Origin of the sequence: Halopseudomonas phragmitis, from assembly GCF_002056295.1 — a bacterium.
Lineage (GTDB): Bacteria > Pseudomonadota > Gammaproteobacteria > Pseudomonadales > Pseudomonadaceae > Halopseudomonas > Halopseudomonas phragmitis.
The window spans coordinates 93,200-109,716 of the sequence record NZ_CP020100.1 but is presented as its reverse complement, the minus strand read 5'-3'; the positions used below and the strand labels follow the sequence as shown (position 1 = coordinate 109,716).

Sequence of the window (16,517 nt, the reverse complement as noted above, 5' to 3'; positions counted from 1 at the left end):
AGGTAGCGACGTTAACGCAGGATATGCGGGTTGCCCAAGCCCTGAACTGCCAGCAGCTCCTCTTCATCCAGCCAGTGCTGTACCGGGACCGCGCAGACTTCAGCACAGGCGGCGACTACGTGGGCCCAGGTTGAGCGGTTGGCGAACAGCATGCCGGCTTCGTCCAGAGTGCCGCCGCGATTGATATAGCCCAGCACCCTGCTACGTTCAAAGTGCGGCAACAGGTTGGCCAGGTGCCCGCGCATCACTTCCGGGCGCATATGGCAGAGCATAACCCGGCGGCTGATCTCGGCCGGGAACAGCTTTTCGCGCAGCTCCGGGCTGGCGCAGGCGCTGGCCTCGTGGGTGTCACGCGGGATGCGGAAATGGCCGGGGGCCTGCAGATAGATCAGTTGCCAGGACTGGCCATGTTCGCTCAGACGTTGTGCGGCGCGTTGCATCTCCGCCAGTTGATAAGCGCCGTTGGCGATCAGCAGCAGCGGTTCGCCGTTGGCCTGGTGCTCAGCCAGCAGCAAGGCGCCATCACGGGCCAGCTGGCGGGCCTGTGGCGGTGTCAGCAGGCTGGGGCGGTCACGCTTGGCTACCACCAGACAGCTCAGTCGGCCGCGCTGCAGATATAGCTGCGGCAATAGCGCCAGGGTGCTGTTGTAGTCGGCCGGGAACACGACCTGCATCACATCGTGCATTTCACCCAGCAGGGCTTCGCAGAAGGTGGTGTCCTGATGTGACTGCTCGTTCTTGCCGTTTTCCCAGGTATGCGAAGTGGCGATCAGTGGAAAACCAAGCCAGCCGGCCGGCCGGCCGACTTCCTTTTGGTGTCGGGCGAAGATCAGTTCCTGGCGGACCGCACCGAGCATCTTGACGCAGAAGGCTTCGTAGCTGGCCACCAGATTCAGGCCACCCTTGTTGGCCAGGCAGGCCGATACAATGGCTTCCTCATTAAGGGCAGTGATCACCTGACCGTGGATGTCCTCCAGAGCGCTTTCCGGCTCGCTGACTCGATGCTTGAGCGATTCAAGCACGCCGCCCAGACGGTTGCTGGCCAACTCGTCCGGGTTGCCGACCCGGGCTCGCAGCTCGGGGTTGGCCTGCACCAGCGCAACGAAGAAGCGATCGACTGCCTGCATCGCCGAGCGCTCATCGCTGCTCCATTCAATTTCCGGGATCAGCGGTTGGGCCGGGTGGCGTTGCGTCAGCGGGTGGTCGCGCTCCAGCGGGCGCTGTTGCTCGGTATGCCGGCTCAACTGCTGGCAAGCCTGGGCTAACTGTTCGGGCTCGACCCAAAGCTTGGCGGCATGCTGGTTGAACAGCTCGCGCGAAGCCTCGTCATGGCGCGGGTTGCCCGGCAATGGCAGGTTGTGAGCCGCATTCTCGCCCGCGCCATAAAAGCCGAAGCCCTTGGTGGTTTCGGCAATGCCGTAGGGGATCGGCAGCGGGTAATGCAGCAGGCCATGCTGATATTCATGCACCCGTCGGCCCAGGCGTTGCTCCATCTCGAACAGTACGCAGACAAAGGCCGCCGGGTCGCGCCCGTCAAACCGGATCGGATCGAAGCCGCAGCGAGTCAGGTGCTCGGCGAAGCCTTCCAGACCGGACAGCGTACCCAGCTCGGTGCGTTGTTCGATGCGCCGGCCATTGGCGATCATGATCGGCAAGGCCGTGCCGCAATCTTCGAAACGCCACCAGCGGGGTATCCAATCACTGCCACGTTGCTCTTCGGCAGCGCCGTCAGAGAGAAATGCCACCAAGGTTTCTCCGGGTAGTGGCATGTGCGCATACTGCAGTTCGGCAAAGCCCAGGTAGCCACCTTCGCTGATGCCTCCGGCGGTGTAAGGATTGACGTGACTGCCGAGAGGTGCGGCCGGGCGACCGTCGGGTAACTGGGTATAGCCATAGAAGTCGCGCAACAAGAGATGAAGACCCTGATCACCCTGGTAGCGTTCGGCCTGTTCCGGATGCAGGTTGCCGGTCAGTACGTTGAGTGCATCGATGGCCGCCACGCAGTGACCCTGACCCATCAGCCAACTGCGGGTCTGGCCGGTGAGGTTGTTCAGCGCCAGGTAGGCGGCGTAGCCCGGCACCATGTTCAGGGCCCCGCCGGTATGGCCTTCTGGCCGGGATTTGAAATCTTCGGCCGGCAGCGGGCTGCCGTCGGTATGGCAACGTTTGGCGTAGGTCATGTGGACCACCAGCCAAAGGCCGGCACTGGTCAACAGATCAAGGGCCCTGAGTTGCTGGTAGACCGCATCCAGATTGGGCTGACAGTGCAACTGGACCAGTTGATGGGCGAGCCGGAAGGCGGCGGCCTGGGTCGTCAGGCTGTGTTCTATTACCCCGTAACCGGCGCGCCATTGGGCAAAGCTGGGGTGGTCATTGGCATGCTGGTCAAGGGTGGCTTGATCGGGAAGCAGCTGGCTCACGGTATGGCTCCGTTGTTCATGGCAAACAGTGTGTACTAGGGAAACACTGATTAGTTCCACACAAGCTCAGTAGCCCGGTTGTCGCTGACCTGTTCTGGACCGTTAGATGCCAGGGATGGCATCTAAGAGCGTACAGGGATGTATTTACAGCGTGTCCAGAACAGGTCAGCGACAATTGGGCCAGTACCGAAATGATTTAATCAGTGTTTCCTTAGTGTAGGCGCTCTGGCTGGAACTTCTCTGATCTGGGTCAAGGCTGGTGGCGCTGCGGTCAACCGCCTTCGGTCGTGGAGAAACTGCACGGGGCGGCCGATTTCCGCTACAATGCCGGCTTTTTCCCAAGCGGGCTGCCTGACCTATGGAAATCAATCCGATTCTGAACAACATCAAAGATCTGCGTGGTCGTTCCGAGACCATCAGGGGGTATCTTTGACTACGATCACAAACGTGATCGTCTGACCGAAGTCGAGCGTGAGCTCGAAGATCCAAACGTCTGGAATGATCCGGAGCGGGCTCAGAACCTGGGCCGTGAACGGGCTCAACTGGCGCAGATCGTCGAAACGCTGGACGATATGCACGCTGGCCTGACGGATGCCTCCGAACTGCTGGAAATGGCCGCTGAAGAAAACGACGAGGCCGCCGTGGCCGACATCGTCAGCGAGCTGCAGCGCTTGCAGGACAGTCTGGAAAAACTCGAATTCCGGCGCATGTTCAGCGGCGAGATGGACGCCAACAACTGCTACCTGGATATCCAGGCCGGCTCTGGCGGTACCGAGGCCCAGGACTGGGCCAACATGCTGCTGCGCATGTATCTGCGCTGGGCCGACAAGCACGGCTTCGAGGCGGAAATTGTCGAATTGTCCGAAGGTGAAGTCGCCGGGATCAAGAGTGCCACCGTGCATGTGCGTGGTGAATATGCCTTTGGCTGGCTGCGTACCGAGATTGGTGTGCACCGGCTGGTGCGCAAGAGCCCGTTTGACTCCGGCAACCGTCGGCATACTTCGTTCTGCGCGGTATTCGCCTCGCCGGAAATCGATGACAACATCGAAATCGACATCAACCCGGCCGATCTGCGGGTAGACACCTACCGCTCCTCCGGTGCCGGTGGTCAGCATGTTAACACTACCGACTCGGCAATCCGGATCACCCACGTGCCGACCAATACCGTGGTCAGTTGCCAGAACCAGCGTTCGCAGCACGCCAACCGTGATACTGCAATGAAGATGCTGCGTGCCAAGCTCTATGAGCTTGAAATGCAGAAACGCAACGCCGCCGCCCAGGCGCTGGAAGACAGCAAGTCGGATATCGGCTGGGGCCATCAGATCCGCTCCTACGTGCTGGACCAGTCGCGGATCAAGGATCTGCGCACTGGTATCGAGCGCAGCGACTGCGACAAGGTGCTCGATGGCGATCTCGATGAATATATCGAGGCCAGCCTGAAGCAGGGGCTCTAAGCTCCCGCCAGGCCAACTCTATTACGTGTTTTACCCAGGAAGACCCGACATGACCGATCAGCAGCATGACCAGCAAGCCCATCACGAGGAAGAAAACCGCCTGATTGCCCTGCGCAAGGAAAAGCTTGCCGCCGAACGGGCCAAGGGCAACGCTTTCCCCAACCGCTTCCGCCGTGACAGCTACGCCGGTGATCTGCAGAAGGCCTATGCCGAGCACAGCAAGGAGCAATTGGAAGGCGCGGCGATTCCGGTCAAGGTGGCTGGGCGCATCATGCTCAACCGTGGCGCTTTCATGGTCATTCAGGACATGAGTGGGCGGATTCAGGTGTATGTTGACCGCAAGGGCCTGCCGGCCGAAACCCTGGAAGCGATCAAGACCTGGGACATGGGCGATATCATCGCTGCCGAAGGCACCCTGGCGCGTTCCGGCAAGGGCGACCTGTATGTGCATATGACCGCCGTACAACTGCTGACCAAGTCGCTGCGGCCACTACCGGACAAGTTCCACGGTCTGACCGACACCGAGCAGCGCTACCGGCAGCGTTATGTTGACCTGATCGTCAACGAGGACACCCGCCACACCTTCCAGGTACGTTCGCAGGTGATCGGCCACATCCGCAAGTTCCTCGCCGAGCGCAACTTCCTCGAAGTCGAAACGCCCATGCTGCAGACCATCCCCGGCGGTGCCGCAGCCAAACCGTTCGAAACCCATCACAATGCGCTGGATCTGCCGATGTTCCTGCGCATCGCCCCGGAGCTGTATCTGAAGCGGCTGGTGGTAGGTGGCTTCGAGCGGGTGTTCGAGATCAACCGCAATTTCCGTAACGAAGGCGTATCGACCCGGCACAACCCCGAGTTCACCATGCTCGAGTTCTACCAGGCCTACGCCGACTATGAGGACAACATGGACCTGACCGAGGAACTGTTCCGCGAGCTGGCCATGGCGGTGCTGGGTACTACCGAGGTGCCCTACCAGGGCAAGGTGTTCGATTTCGGCAAGCCGTTCGCGCGGATGTCGGTGTTCGACTCGATTCTGCACTTCAATCCCGAGATCAGCGCCGAGGACCTGCGTGACCTGGGGCAGTGCCGGGCGATAGCGAAAAAGGCCGGTGCCGACGTCAAGGGCTTTGAAGGACTGGGCAAGTTGCAGACCATGGTGTTCGAGGAACTGGTCGAGCACAAGCTGGAGCAGCCGACCTTTATTACCCGCTATCCGTTCGAGGTCTCGCCGCTGGCGCGCCGCAGCGATGACGATCCGAGCGTGACCGATCGCTTCGAGCTGTTCATCGGTGGCCGTGAAATCGCCAATGCCTATTCCGAGCTGAACGACGCCGAGGATCAGGCCGAGCGTTTCCATGCCCAGGTGGCCGACAAGGACGCCGGTGACGATGAGGCCATGCATTTTGATGCCGACTTCGTGCGTGCGCTGGAATACGGCATGCCGCCGACCGCCGGCGAGGGCATCGGTATCGACCGCCTGGTGATGCTGCTGACCGACTCGCCATCGATCCGCGACGTGATCCTGTTCCCGCATATGCGTCCGGAGCATCACTGATCGTTTTTCCGTTGGTCAGTGCAGGGAAACCTTGAGCCCTGGAGTGATGTGCTGCTGGCGCGCCTGGGGACGGCCTATGGCGGACACGCTACAAGCCATCCCTGGGGCTCGACGATGGCCATCCCTGGCCATCGACGGTCCGCCATAGGCCGTCCCCAGGCGCGCTTGGATACATTGATGGGGCTCAGGGTTTCCCCAGACGGCCAGACGGAGCCAACGCTCCTTGCGCTGTCGAAGGTCACTCATTGTGGACCGTCGATAGCCAGGGATGGCTATCGCCGAGCCTACAGGGATGTACTTGTGGCGTGTCCACAATGAGTGGCCTTCGGCAGGGCATTGCACCCAACAAACAAGCCCCGTAATGTCAACGCTCGTCATTCAGAGATTTCGGTCATGGCAGTCAAACAGAGCGAGCAATACCAACTGGTGATCCGCAGCCTGTCCGATCGGCTGGTGGAGGCGCAGGCGCCGATTCGGGTGCTGGATGCGATCAAGTGGGATGATAGTGTGCGCGAGGAGTTTTTTCGCAAACGCTGCAAGAGCCTGCCGCCAGTGGATGCCGATTACTATGCCCAGCGCCCGCTGAGCTTCGATCCGGCCGAGCGTCTGCAACTGTTCCAGGATATTGAGCGCGACATTACCCGCCAGCTAGGCACCTTCAGCCCGGTCGGCCAGATCATGCGCCGCATGTGCCGCGAATATCGCATGGTCATCCGCATGCTGGAAGGGCGCGGTACGCCGGAGTTCGGGCGAATCTCCCAAGAGCTCTATGGCTCGGCTTCGGACGCGTTCCACGCTGGCGACCCGACCATTACCGACCTGGGCATCATGCTTAGTGAGTCCTTGAGCAATATCGGTAACGACCTGGGCCGAGAGCCCAAGACCATTGCAGCGCCAGAAGCGGTGGCGATTCTGCAGGACAGGATGAATCAGGCGTTTCCCGATGATCAGGCGGTGCGGGTCTTCGAGTCCGACGGCATCGTTGCCGATGCGGCCGCTGGCGCCGATTACATCAAGATTCGCAGCGATGCCATGTTCAATCAGCGCGACCTGAAAATTCTGGCAGTGCATGAAGGCATGGTGCATGTGGCGACCAGTCTGAATGGTCAGCACCAGCCGATCTGTACCTTTCTGGCCAAGGGGCCGCCGTCCTCGACCGTGACCCAGGAAGGCCTGGCGATTTTGATGGAGGTGATTACCTTTGCCTCCTATCCAGCCCGGCTGCGCAAGCTGACCAACCGTACCCGGGCAATCCAATTGGCCGAGTCCGGGGCCAATTTCCTTGAAGTGTTCGAGTTCTATCGTGGCGAGGGTTACAGCCGCGAGGACAGTTATGCCAACGCCAGCCGTGTGTTCCGTGGCTCCAGCAGCGCTGGTTTGCCATTCACCAAGGATCTGGCCTACCTCAAGGGTTTTATCCTGACCTATAACTACATCCAGTTGGCGGTGCGCAAAGGCAAACTGCAGCAGATTCCGTTGCTGTTCTGTGGCAAGACCACGCTGGAGGATATGCGCACCCTGGGGCAACTGGTGGACGAAGGTCTGGTGGTGCCGCCGCGCTACTTGCCCGAGCCGTTTGCCGATCTCAATGCGCTGAGCGCCTGGATGTGCTTTTCCGGATTTCTTACCAACCTCAGCCTCGAGCGGATCGAGGCCGATTACGCCAATATTCTGTAACGGAGTTTCGCATGGCCTGGATTCAGGAAGCCAACAAGATACCCATGATTTTGACCGCGTTTGCCACGGTCATCGCCACTGTGACGGTGTTGCACCTGTATGGCTATCTGAACCTGACTCAGGATGATCAGGGGCGTGAGCTGGCCAGTTTCGATCTGGTTACCGTAGCCGATGCCCAGGGGCAGTTGCGTGGCACCCCGGCCGATTACTTGGCCGAGTGTGTGGATGGAGTGCTGGTGCTGCATTCGCGGCGGCACAATGCTCTGTCCGGGGTGCTGGTCGATGGTCGTCAGCGGGTGGTGCGCTGTGAAGCGCAGTCGGTGCCAGTGCTGGGAGGCGCGGATGACTGAGCGTACTGTGCAACTGGACGAGGGCTGGAAGCAGGTTCTGGCAGACCAGTTCGAACAGCCTTACATGCAGCAGTTGCGTAGTTTCCTGCAGGCCGAGAAAAGTGCTGGCAAGGTGATCTTTCCGCCTGGGCCGCTGATGTTCAATGCCCTTAACAGCACGCCGCTGGAGCAGGTCAAAGTGGTGATCATCGGTCAGGACCCCTATCACGGTCCGGGGCAGGCACACGGTTTGAGCTTTTCGGTGCCGCCGGGTGTGCCGGCACCGCCGTCGCTGCAGAATATCTTCAAGGAAATCCAGCGTGACCTTGGCTACCCCATTCCTGACCATGGTTGCCTGCAAAGCTGGGCTGATCAGGGCGTGCTATTGCTCAATGCGGTGTTGAGCGTGCAGCAGGCCAATGCCGGGTCGCATGCCAATCGGGGCTGGGAGCGTTTTACCTCGCGGATCATTGAAGTGCTGAACGAGCAACGTGAGCATCTGGTGTTCATGCTCTGGGGCAGCTACGCACAGAAAAAAGGTGCGCATATCGACTCTGACCGCCATTGCGTGCTGGCCTCGCCACACCCTTCGCCGCTGTCGGCCCATCGCGGTTTTCTCGGTAACGGACATTTCTCGGCCGCCAACCGTTATCTGCAAGAGCATGGCCTGACGCCGATCGATTGGCGTCTGCCCTGATCCCGAAGGTTGTGTGGCCCGGTGGGTTATGGCTTATCCTTGAGGCAGTTTGAACCTGCCTGGAGAACCACCATGGAACATGCTCTGCAACCCTATACCGCGCTGGTACCCAAGACCAAGATGCTGGTGGTCCAGAAGGTGGGCCATACCGCGCTGGTGACCATCGACAACCCGCCGGCCAATACCTGGGATGAAGATACCCTGCACGGCCTGTATGAACTGGTGAAGCATCTGGACAGCGATCCGGAGATCTATGCTTTGGTGATCACGGGACGTGGCGAACGGTTTTTCTCGGCCGGTGCCGACCTGAAGCTGTTTGCTGAGGGTGATCGGGCTCAGGCCCGGCAAATGGCACGCTGGTTTGGCCTGGCCTTTGAGGCGCTACGGGACTTTTCTGGAGTGTCGATTGCCGCGATCAATGGCTATGCCATGGGTGGTGGGTTGGAGTGCGCTCTGGCCTGCGATATCCGTATTGCCGAGCGTCAGGTGCAACTGGCTTTGCCGGAGGCCAGTGTCGGGCTGCTGCCGTGTGCCGGTGGGACCCAGGCACTGGCCTGGCTGGTGGGCGAGGGCTGGGCCAAGCGGATGATTCTGTGTGGTGAGCGGATCGATGGGGTCAAGGCCGAGCGCATTGGTCTGGTCGAGGAGGTGGTCGAGGAAGGGCAGGCCGTGCCGGCGGCGCTACATCTGGCCGCTCAGGTTGGGCGTCAGTCGCCGCGTGCGGTCAAGGCCTGCAAGCAATTGATCCAGGGTGCCCGAAGTCAGCCGTTGAACAGCCTGCTGGCCGACGAGCGCGAGCGCTTTGTTGATCTGTTCGAGCTGCAGGACACCCTTGAGGGTGTCAATGCGTTTCTGGAGAAGCGGCCGCCGCAATGGCGTAACCGCTAACTGCAGGCTGAAAATCGGCCATTGCGAGGAGCGTGGCGACGCAGCAGTCCTCGCAATGGGTAAGGGTCGTTCAGCCGAGCAGGTGCGTAGCTGCTTCCATCTCTGCTGACAGGTCTTCTTCCTCGCCGAGCGGGTTGATACCCAGCTTGGCGAAGGAGGGAATCTGATTCCAGTTCATCTGGGCGAATGGATGTTCGCTGCCGGCCAGTCCATGGAGCATGGCGACCTGGACGATATCTGCATAGTCGGCTGTGGCCGAGTTGCGGGTGAAGTCCAGGTGCTGGCTGGGTACCTTCAATAGCGGTGCGGGGAAGTCCCAGGCCTCGAGAATCTTGTCACCCAGGACCGGATGGATGCGTTCAATGACCAGATTCAGGCTGATCGAATCGCGCAGCAGTTGGCTGTTTTCCTCGGCATAACTGAGGACCGGCAAAACACCGATCTGGTGGACCAGGCCGGCCAAGGTCGCCTGGTCGGGCTTGAGCCGGGTGTAGTGGCGGCACAGCACGTGGCTGATGCCGGCGACTTCGGTGCTGCGTGCCCAGACTTCACGCATTTTGCGGTCGATCACGTCCGAGGTGGCCTGGAACATCTGCTGCATGGCCAGGCCGGTGGCCAGGTTGGCTGTATAGGTGATGCCTAGGCGGTTGACGGCCATCGACAGGTCGGTAATTTCGCTCCGACTGCGCAGTAGCGGGCTGTTGACTACCTTGATCAGGCGCGCACTGAGTGCAGCGTCGTTGCTGATTTCCTTGACCAGAAAGGGGATGCTGACATTCGGGTCTTCGGCGGCTTCGCGAACTCGCAGGGCGATTTCCGGCAAAGTGGGAAGCGTCAACTGGTCCTTGTTGATGGCGTCGATCAGTTCGTCTTGAACGCGTTGGGCCAGATCGGTCATGCAGTTTCCCTTATTCGGAGGCGTTGTCGGTTTCGGTGGCTGCCAGTTCATGGTCGTAGGGCAGGTCGGCCAGGGTCAGCAGCGGCCCGTCGGCATCGGCCAGACTCAAAGTGGCATATTGTGCCGCATCCTTTTGCAGCACGGCCAGCATTTCCACTCGCTGGGTGGTACGTGCGGCGATAACCAGTTCACCGATCGGCTTGCCGCTGTCGCGCTCGACGATCAGTGTACCTGGCGGTGGTATCGCGGTTCCGGCCAGTAGCAGGCGAAACATCCGGCGTTTGAGTTTGCCCAGATACTGCATGCGGGCGACGATTTCCTGGCCGGTGTAACAGCCTTTTCTGAAGCTGACGCCGCCCTGTAGTTGCAGGTTCAGCATCTGCGGAATGAAGCTCTCCTGGGTTGGCCCCATGACCTGGCCGATCCCGGCACGGATCTGGCGCAGCAGCCATTGGTTGAGGTGAGCGGCAGTGGCCTGTTGGCACAACTGCTCAAGTACGGCTGGGGCCTTGTCGGCCGGTAGCCATAGCTCGTAGGCGCCGTCACTGAGGCGAATTACCAGTCCTTGGGCGGTTTGGCTCGGGATGTCAGTGGTCTCGGGTACGGCCAGTCCTGCCTGCTCCAGAGCCCGGCCGGCCTGTTCACCCCAGAGTCCGAGTCGGCACCAGTGCTGGCTGGCGTCTTCCAGGCGGGCCTTGCGGAAAAAGACGGCGTATTTGTTCAGGTCGGCCAGTTGTGGTGTTAGCAGTGACTGTTCCAGCGCCAAGAGGTAATGCTCGGGTTCACTGCGCAGCAGCCGAAAGCTCGACTGCATCCGCCCTTTGGGGTTGCAGCGCGCGCCCGGCGTACTGCCGGGAACTGGCAGGCGACTGATGTCGCAGGTGATCTGACCCTGCAGGAAGCGCTCGGCATCGGGGCCGGAGATCGCCAGGATGGCCTCGTGACTGAGCAGGGTCAGAGCCGTGGCGGGCTCATGATCGGGTTCGCAGGTGGCGAAGCGGGAGTGCAGGGGCTCAATAATGGCGGTCATGTCAGTCATTGCTTGTGGTTGGTCCTAAGGAAACACTGATTAATTGCACGTAAGCTCAGTAGCCCGGTTGGCGCTGACCTGTTCTGGACCGTTAGATGCCAGGGATGGCATCTAAGAGCGTACAGGGATGTATTTACAGCGTGTCCAGAACAGGTCAGCGCCAATTGGGCCAGCTCCAAAACTGATTTAATCAGTGTTTCCCTAACATCATAAGGCAGGGTTGGTGGCTTGTCAGTGCGGCCCAGTTCCGGTGTTGAGGTTATAATGATGTTTAATGCATAGCTTTCAACCCGGTGTGGAGATGTTGATGTCGGCCGATATAGAAATGAAACGTTTGTACTGGCACAGCCGGCGCGGCATGCTGGAGCTGGATGTGCTGCTGGTTCCCTTTCTGCAGGAGGCCTACCCGGGGCTGGATGAGGCGGACAAGGCACGCTACCACAAATTGCTTGAGTGCGAGGATCAGGACATGTTCGGCTGGTTCATGCAACGTGGCGAACCGGAAGATCCGGAGCTCAAGCGCATCGTGAGGATTATTCTGGACCGTGTACAGCCCGACTGAATATCTACTGCTGCGACGCCAGCCTTCGCGTGTGCTGGGGGGGCTGGTATTGGTCGTGAGCCTGCTGGCCTGCCTGGCGCTGTATCGCAGCGCCTTGCCTGGGCTGGGTGTGCTGCTGGGCATCATCCTGGTGCTGGGTTACTGCCTGTGGCTGTGGCCCCGGCAGGTCAGCCTGCGGCATGCCCAGTCGGTAACCGGGCTGCGGTTCGACAGCCAGGGCTGGCATGTGTTGCGGCGCGATGGTTCCGAAGCTGATGTGAGTCTGCAGGCCGATACCTATGTCAGTGCCTTCCTGACCGTGGTGCGGCTGCGTGAGCCCGGGCGCTGGCGCCCGGTCTCTGTGATTTTGCCGGCCGACGCGGCGTCCGAGGATGCCTTGCGGCGTTTGCGTCTGCGCCTGCGTTTCAGTCGTCAGCGCTGGGCGGCTGCAGAATAGTGTCCTCGGCCTGCTCGAGCTGGGCCGGGTAGTCAAGGGTGTAATGCAAGCCGCGACTTTCCTTGCGCAGCATTGCCGAACGGATGATCAGGTCGGCTACTAATGCCAGGTTGCGCAGTTCCAGCAGGTCGCGGCTGACCCGATAGTTGCTGTAGAACTCGTGGATTTCGGCGCGCAGCATGTCGACCCGGTGCTTGGCGCGCTGTAACCGCTTGGTGGTACGCACGATCCCCACGTAATCCCACATGAACCGCCGCAACTCGTCCCAGTTGTGCGAAATGATCACGTCTTCGTCGGAGTCGGTGACCTGGCTTTCATCCCAGCGCGGCAGGTCGCTGGCTAGCTGGGTCTGGCCCAGGCGGCTGAGAATGTCCTGGCTGGCGGTGCGGCCGTAGACGATACATTCGAGCAGCGAATTGCTGGCCATACGGTTGGCGCCGTGCAGGCCGGTGAAGCTGGTCTCGCCGATCGCATACAGGCTGTCCAGATCGGTACGCCCGTTCTGGTCGACGACAATCCCGCCGCAGGTGTAATGCGCTGCCGGTACTACCGGGATCGGTTCGCGGGTGATGTCGATACCGAAAGTCAGGCAGCGTTCGTACACGGTCGGGAAGTGACTGCGGATGAACTCGGCCGGCTTGTGGCTGATGTCCAGGTACACGCAGTCAAGCCCCAGGCGTTTCATTTCATGGTCGATGGCGCGGGCGACAATGTCGCGCGGGGCCAGTTCGGCGCGGGCGTCGAAGCGCGGCATGAAGCGCTGGCCGTTGGGCAGTTTGAGTAGTGCGCCTTCGCCGCGCAGGGCTTCGGTGATCAGGAAGCTCTTGGCTTTGGGGTGGTACAGACAGGTTGGGTGGAACTGGTTGAATTCCATGTTGGCAACCCGGCAGCCGGCACGCCAGGCCATGGCGATGCCGTCGCCTGAGGCGCTGTCAGGGTTGCTGGTGTACAGGTATACCTTGCTGGCGCCGCCTGTGGCCAGCACCGTGAAGCGTGCGCTAAAGGTTTCCACGTGACCGTTCTGACGGTTGAGAATGTAGGCGCCAAGGCAGCGTTTGCCACTGCGGCCAAGCTTCTGGCTGGTGATCAGGTCGACCGCTACCCGATCTTCAAGCAGTTCGATGTTGCTATGGGCCTGGGCCTGTTGCAGTAATGTATTGAAAATCGCTGCACCGGTAGCGTCGGCGGCATGAATGATGCGTCTGTGGCTGTGGCCGCCCTCGCGGGTCAGGTGGAAGTCGTCACTTTCGCTTCCATCTTCACGTCGTTCACGGGTAAAGGGCACACCCTGTTCGATCAGCCAGCCGATAGCATCGCGGCTATGGCCGACGATGTGGCGTACCGCATCTTCATGACACAGGCCGCCGCCAGCGATCAGGGTATCCTGGACATGAGCGTCGACGGTGTCGTGGTCGTCAAGTACCGCGGCCACCCCGCCCTGGGCCCAGAAGGTTGAGCCTTCGGACAACTGGCCCTTGCTCAGGACAGCCACGCGAAGGTCTGCCGCCAGGTGCAGGGCCAGGGTCAGGCCAGCAGCACCGCTGCCGATTACCAGTACATCGTATTCATGCCTGAGGTTCATAGATTGAGGTGCGTCCGTTGAAATCGTGGCTGGAGACCGGCTGCCATGGGCGGTTTGGTGTAGGCCGACTCAGTAGTATATAGAAGGCGTGCGGGCTGCAATACCGTCTGGATGCATGTGTGGGCGCATCGTTGTTTCTGCTGCCGCGCCGGGCTTGCTATTATGCAGGCAGCGGCATGATGGCCGTATGGAACTTTTGCTGTGCTCCGGGCTCCTATGCCTGAACCTGAGTGAGGGGAGAACTTTTGGTTACATTGCGGGTCTACCACATCAAGGCGGGTCGAACGACTGACAGCCATGGGGCGTCAGCATGACCGAACCTAGCGACCAGCAGTTGGTCGAACGTGTACAGCGCGGTGATAAGCGAGCTTTCGATCTGCTGGTACTCAAGTATCAGCACAAGATTCTGGCGCTGGTGACGCGCTTTGTACATGACGCCCATGAGGCGCAGGATGTGGCCCAGGAGGCTTTTATCAAAGCCTATCGGGCGCTGGCGAACTTTCGCGGTGACAGTGCCTTTTATACCTGGCTCTATCGCATTGCGATCAATACCGCCAAGAACTACCTGGTCGCCCGTGGTCGGCGTCCGCCAGATTCTGATATCGCCGCCGACGAGGCGGAATATTATGAGGGGGATAGTGCCCTCAAGGATATTCATTCGCCGGAACGCGATCTGCTGCGTGACGAGATTGAGCAGGTGGTTAACAACACCTTGCGCCAGTTGCCGGACGATTTGCGAACCGCTCTGACCTTGCGTGAATTTGAAGGTTTGAGTTATGAAGACATTGCCGCTGTGATGGACTGCCCGGTTGGTACCGTAAGATCGCGTATTTTCCGGGCGCGCGAGGCAATAGATAAAGCCCTCAAGCCCTTGCTCGAAGCCTGAGCAGTGGATTGAATGGCATCATGCAGCGAGCCCTTCGGGGCCTATAGCAGAGGTACAGCAATGAGAAGCGAATCCTTGCAGGAGTCTCTCTCCGCGCTCATGGATGATCATGCCGATGAGGTGGAAGTGCGACGGGTGCTGCAGGCCTGTGAGCAGGATCAAGCCTTGCGTGACACGTGGGCGCGCTACCAGTTGGCTCGGGCGGTGATGCACAAGGAACCCTGGCAGGGGCAGGTTGACCTGTCTGCGGGGATTGCCGCTGCCTTGGCCGATGAGCCGACTCCGGTCGCCAGTCAGCCTGAGCCTCGGCGTGCCGCTTGGTGGCCGCGCATGGGGCAGGTGGCAGTGGCTGCCTCGGTAACCCTGGCGGTGCTGATCGGGGTGCGCATGGTCAATCAGGATGTAACCCCGGGTGAGCCGGTAATCGTCGCCGAACGCAATGCGCCGAACATGGCGCCGGCACCGTTGTCGGGTCGTCAGCCTGGTGGCGCGGTTCTGGCTGGCTTCTCCCGCTCCTCTGGCGTCAACGCCGACCCGCAGGCTCCGTCGGCTTGGCACGAGCAGCGTATTGGCAACTATCTGCGTGAACATGCCGAGCACAGCGCCCAGTTCACCACACCGCACCTGTTGCCTTATGCTCGCGCTGCGAGCCTGGAAGGTAATTAGTGGTAATACTGGGTCGCACGCTGCGAGGTGCTTGTCTGGCGGTGCTGCTGGCAGCGCCAGGTGTGCAGGCTGACGAGGCGCGAAACTGGTTGGCACGAATGGCCGAAGCGGCTAACCAGCAAAATTATCAGGGTGCGTTTGTCTATGAGCGCACCGGCAGTTTTTCCACTCACCAGATTTGGCGACAGGTCGACGGTGATACCACCACCGAGCGTTTGGTTCAGACCGATGGTCCTCCTAATGAATGGGTGCGGCGCAACGGCCAGTTGTTGTGTGCCAGCTCATTGACACCGGGCATCACCTGGAAAGATGCTGGCCAGGTCGCCGAGCAGCCAGCGTTGCTGCACAACTGGTATGTGCTTCAGGTGTTGGGCACTACGCGGGTCGCCTCGCGGCCGGTAACCGTTATTGCCGTACAGCCCCGGGATGCATTTCGCTACGCCTACGAGTTGTATCTGGATAATGACACCGGGCTGTTGCTCAAATCGTTGTTGATCAGTGATCGCAGCGCCTTGCTTGAGCGCTTCCAGTTCACGTCCATCAGTTTTGGTCGTACCGATGCGGCTGCGGTGCGTGCAGGCCCCAGCTGTCTGCCGCTCAAGCCGCAGGAATCGGTGCCGACCAGTGCCGGACCAAGCCTTCAGCCTGGTTGGTTGCCGCCGGGCTTTGCCTTGGGACACCGTGATGTACGGCTGGTCGATGATGGCGAACGCTTCCTGAGCGCTAATGTTTATACCGACGGTTTAGCGCGTTTTACTCTGTTTGTTGAGCCCCTTGGTGAAGATGGGCTGGCTGATGATCTGCGCGCCCAGTTGGGGCCAACAGTCGCGGTCAGTCGACGCTTGCTGCTGGCCGACGGCAGCTATCTGGCCACTGTGGTGGGTGAAATACCGCCGGCGGCGGCTGAGCGGATCGCTGCCTCGCTGGGTGATTCGGTGGAGCGGCACAGGCCATGATTGAGGAGCAGGGGCGGGTACTGAGTGTCGAGCATGGAGCAGTTTGGGTTGAAACTGTGCGGCGCAGTACCTGTGGGAGTTGTCAGGCGCGCGCCGGATGCGGTCAGGCTTTGTTGCAGAAGCTGGGGTCGGGAGCCCGGCATGGCTTTGTCCGGGCGTTGTGTGATGGTTCTCCCAGAGTGGGTGATCAGGTTCTGATCGGGGTGCCAGAGGATGCTCTGGTGAAAAGCTCGCTCTGGGTTTACGCCGTACCGCTGGCCGGGCTCTTTATCCTGGCGCTGCTGGCCCAGGCCTTGGGCTGGCAAGAACCGGCGATTATTGCGGCGGCGGTGACGGGGCTGGTTCTGGGTTTGCTGCTGGTGCGCTGGCATGATCGGCGCAGTCGCCATGATCCGGCTTTGCAGCCTCGGGTGCTGAGGGTGCTTGGGTCGCAGCCGTCAGGTGTGGTTCAGGGGCTTGGTGAGCAGGGCGCCTGAAACAA

Annotated in this window: 16 protein-coding genes; 12 read left to right on the top strand and 4 right to left on the bottom strand. The window is 60.6% G+C overall.

What is annotated here, in order from left to right; translation table 11 throughout:
- Positions 1-11: 11 nt before the first annotated feature.
- Entirely contained in the window at positions 12-2,420 is a 2,409-nt protein-coding gene (locus BVH74_RS00500) for a phosphoketolase family protein (protein ID WP_080048186.1), read from the bottom strand.
- 358 nt (positions 2,421-2,778) lie between these two features.
- Between BVH74_RS00500 and prfB the strand changes: the two genes are divergently transcribed.
- The 6 genes from prfB (at position 2,779) to BVH74_RS18690 (ending at position 9,020) form a co-directional block, all read left to right on the top strand.
- A protein-coding gene (gene prfB, locus BVH74_RS00495; RefSeq protein ID WP_119701005.1) for a peptide chain release factor 2 occupies positions 2,779-3,874 on the top strand; the annotation gives its coding sequence in 2 pieces (ribosomal slippage) (positions 2,779-2,850 and positions 2,852-3,874; 1,095 coding nt in all).
- A gap of 49 nt (positions 3,875-3,923) precedes the next feature.
- Positions 3,924-5,429: a lysine--tRNA ligase gene (gene lysS, locus BVH74_RS00490; RefSeq protein ID WP_080048183.1), complete on the top strand. Its 1,506-nt coding sequence runs from the start codon at positions 3,924-3,926 to the stop codon at positions 5,427-5,429.
- A gap of 393 nt (positions 5,430-5,822) precedes the next feature.
- Positions 5,823-7,106, top strand: coding sequence for a flavohemoglobin expression-modulating QEGLA motif protein (locus BVH74_RS00485; RefSeq protein WP_080048182.1), 1,284 nt, complete (start codon positions 5,823-5,825; stop codon positions 7,104-7,106).
- A gap of 11 nt (positions 7,107-7,117) precedes the next feature.
- The gene (locus tag BVH74_RS00480; RefSeq protein WP_080048180.1) at positions 7,118-7,456 is read left to right on the top strand and encodes a PA3694 family proteiin; all 339 of its coding nucleotides are present in this window, start codon (positions 7,118-7,120) and stop codon (positions 7,454-7,456) included.
- Positions 7,449-8,132: a uracil-DNA glycosylase gene (gene ung / locus BVH74_RS18695; protein ID WP_119701006.1), complete on the top strand. Its 684-nt coding sequence runs from the start codon at positions 7,449-7,451 to the stop codon at positions 8,130-8,132. Before BVH74_RS00480 ends, ung begins: the two co-directional genes overlap by 8 nt.
- A 72-nt stretch (positions 8,133-8,204) precedes the next feature.
- A complete protein-coding gene (locus BVH74_RS18690; RefSeq protein WP_119701007.1) occupies positions 8,205-9,020 on the top strand; it encodes an enoyl-CoA hydratase in 816 nt (271 codons plus the stop codon).
- Positions 9,021-9,090: 70 nt separating this feature from the next.
- Here the strand turns inward: BVH74_RS18690 and BVH74_RS00470 are convergent, their stop codons facing one another.
- Positions 9,091-9,918: an HDOD domain-containing protein gene (locus BVH74_RS00470; RefSeq protein ID WP_080048179.1), complete on the bottom strand. Its 828-nt coding sequence runs from the start codon at positions 9,916-9,918 to the stop codon at positions 9,091-9,093.
- 10 nt (positions 9,919-9,928) lie between these two features.
- Positions 9,929-10,948, bottom strand: a complete 1,020-nt coding sequence (gene ygfZ, locus BVH74_RS00465; RefSeq protein ID WP_080048178.1) for a CAF17-like 4Fe-4S cluster assembly/insertion protein YgfZ — start codon at positions 10,946-10,948, stop codon at positions 9,929-9,931.
- Positions 10,949-11,255: 307 nt separating this feature from the next.
- On the opposite strand from ygfZ, the gene BVH74_RS00460 reads away from it, so the two are divergent.
- Positions 11,256-11,510: an FAD assembly factor SdhE gene (locus tag BVH74_RS00460; RefSeq protein WP_080051569.1), complete on the top strand. Its 255-nt coding sequence runs from the start codon at positions 11,256-11,258 to the stop codon at positions 11,508-11,510.
- Complete coding sequence (locus tag BVH74_RS00455) at positions 11,494-11,946, top strand: hypothetical protein (protein ID WP_080048177.1); 453 nt, start codon at positions 11,494-11,496, stop codon at positions 11,944-11,946. Before BVH74_RS00460 ends, BVH74_RS00455 begins: the two co-directional genes overlap by 17 nt.
- Here BVH74_RS00455 and nadB read toward each other — a convergent pair.
- Positions 11,915-13,528 (bottom strand): L-aspartate oxidase, encoded by a 1,614-nt coding sequence (gene nadB, locus BVH74_RS00450; protein ID WP_080048176.1) that lies wholly within the window; start codon positions 13,526-13,528, stop codon positions 11,915-11,917. The two genes, BVH74_RS00455 and nadB, sit on opposite strands and share 32 nt — an antisense overlap.
- A gap of 310 nt (positions 13,529-13,838) precedes the next feature.
- On the opposite strand from nadB, the gene rpoE reads away from it, so the two are divergent.
- Genes rpoE through BVH74_RS00430 form a run of 4 tightly spaced genes read left to right on the top strand, consistent with a single transcriptional unit; the run spans position 13,839 to position 16,512 of the window.
- Positions 13,839-14,414, top strand: a complete 576-nt coding sequence (gene rpoE / locus BVH74_RS00445) for an RNA polymerase sigma factor RpoE (RefSeq protein ID WP_080048175.1) — start codon at positions 13,839-13,841, stop codon at positions 14,412-14,414.
- Between the two features lie 60 nt (positions 14,415-14,474).
- Positions 14,475-15,080, top strand: a complete 606-nt coding sequence (locus BVH74_RS00440) for a sigma-E factor negative regulatory protein (RefSeq protein ID WP_080048174.1) — start codon at positions 14,475-14,477, stop codon at positions 15,078-15,080.
- Positions 15,080-16,036 (top strand): MucB/RseB C-terminal domain-containing protein, encoded by a 957-nt coding sequence (locus BVH74_RS00435; RefSeq protein WP_080048172.1) that lies wholly within the window; start codon positions 15,080-15,082, stop codon positions 16,034-16,036. The genes BVH74_RS00440 and BVH74_RS00435 overlap by 1 nt, the downstream gene beginning before the upstream one ends.
- Positions 16,033-16,512, top strand: coding sequence for a SoxR reducing system RseC family protein (locus BVH74_RS00430; RefSeq protein WP_080048170.1), 480 nt, complete (start codon positions 16,033-16,035; stop codon positions 16,510-16,512). Before BVH74_RS00435 ends, BVH74_RS00430 begins: the two co-directional genes overlap by 4 nt.
- Positions 16,513-16,517: the final 5 nt, after the last annotated feature.

What these genes read in the sequence shown, in the direction of transcription:
- lysS (WP_080048183.1), top strand. Translation starts at nt 3,924, where the DNA reads ATGACCGATCAGCAGCATGACCAGCAAGCCCATCACGAGGAAGAAAAC.
- BVH74_RS00485 (WP_080048182.1), top strand. Translation starts at nt 5,823, where the DNA reads ATGGCAGTCAAACAGAGCGAGCAATACCAACTGGTGATCCGCAGCCTG.
- BVH74_RS00480 (WP_080048180.1), top strand. Translation starts at nt 7,118, where the DNA reads ATGGCCTGGATTCAGGAAGCCAACAAGATACCCATGATTTTGACCGCG.
- ung (WP_119701006.1), top strand. Translation starts at nt 7,449, where the DNA reads ATGACTGAGCGTACTGTGCAACTGGACGAGGGCTGGAAGCAGGTTCTG.
- BVH74_RS18690 (WP_119701007.1), top strand. Translation starts at nt 8,205, where the DNA reads ATGGAACATGCTCTGCAACCCTATACCGCGCTGGTACCCAAGACCAAG.
- BVH74_RS00470 (WP_080048179.1), bottom strand. Translation starts at nt 9,918, where the DNA reads ATGACCGATCTGGCCCAACGCGTTCAAGACGAACTGATCGACGCCATC.
- ygfZ (WP_080048178.1), bottom strand. Translation starts at nt 10,948, where the DNA reads ATGACCGCCATTATTGAGCCCCTGCACTCCCGCTTCGCCACCTGCGAA.
- BVH74_RS00460 (WP_080051569.1), top strand. Translation starts at nt 11,256, where the DNA reads ATGTCGGCCGATATAGAAATGAAACGTTTGTACTGGCACAGCCGGCGC.
- nadB (WP_080048176.1), bottom strand. Translation starts at nt 13,528, where the DNA reads ATGAACCTCAGGCATGAATACGATGTACTGGTAATCGGCAGCGGTGCT.
- rpoE (WP_080048175.1), top strand. Translation starts at nt 13,839, where the DNA reads ATGACCGAACCTAGCGACCAGCAGTTGGTCGAACGTGTACAGCGCGGT.
- BVH74_RS00440 (WP_080048174.1), top strand. Translation starts at nt 14,475, where the DNA reads ATGAGAAGCGAATCCTTGCAGGAGTCTCTCTCCGCGCTCATGGATGAT.
- BVH74_RS00430 (WP_080048170.1), top strand. Translation starts at nt 16,033, where the DNA reads ATGATTGAGGAGCAGGGGCGGGTACTGAGTGTCGAGCATGGAGCAGTT.